The organism is Pontibacter sp. JAM-7 (assembly GCF_048548695.2).
GTDB lineage: Bacteria > Pseudomonadota > Gammaproteobacteria > Pseudomonadales > Balneatricaceae > Neptuniibacter.
This window is the reverse complement of sequence record NZ_JBLYIF020000061.1, coordinates 1-244: the sequence shown is the minus strand read 5'-3', so window position 1 is coordinate 244 and position 244 is coordinate 1. Positions and strand designations below refer to the sequence as shown.

Genomic DNA, 244 nt, shown 5'->3' with positions numbered 1-244 from the left:
CTTGCCCGCTATCATGGCGAGCGAACCCAATGGGTGCTCGATGCCTGGATAAACAGCTGGTTATCCCCTGACTTTGATCACTGGTCACTGGATGCAGCCTTGCCGGGGGTGAACTGCCCAACACTGGTACTGCATGGGGAAGAAGATGAATACGGCTCTGCTGATCAGCCGCAGCGGATCGCTGATGGCGTAAACGGAAAGGTTAAGCTGGAATTATTGCCGGAGATTCACCATGTTCCCCACC

1 protein-coding gene is annotated in these 244 nt (G+C 54.9%); it reads left to right on the top strand.

The window, feature by feature from the left end; translation table 11 throughout:
• On the top strand, positions 1 to 244 hold a 244-nt coding region (locus ACFVYJ_RS13880; protein ID WP_463255461.1), incomplete at both ends, for an alpha/beta fold hydrolase.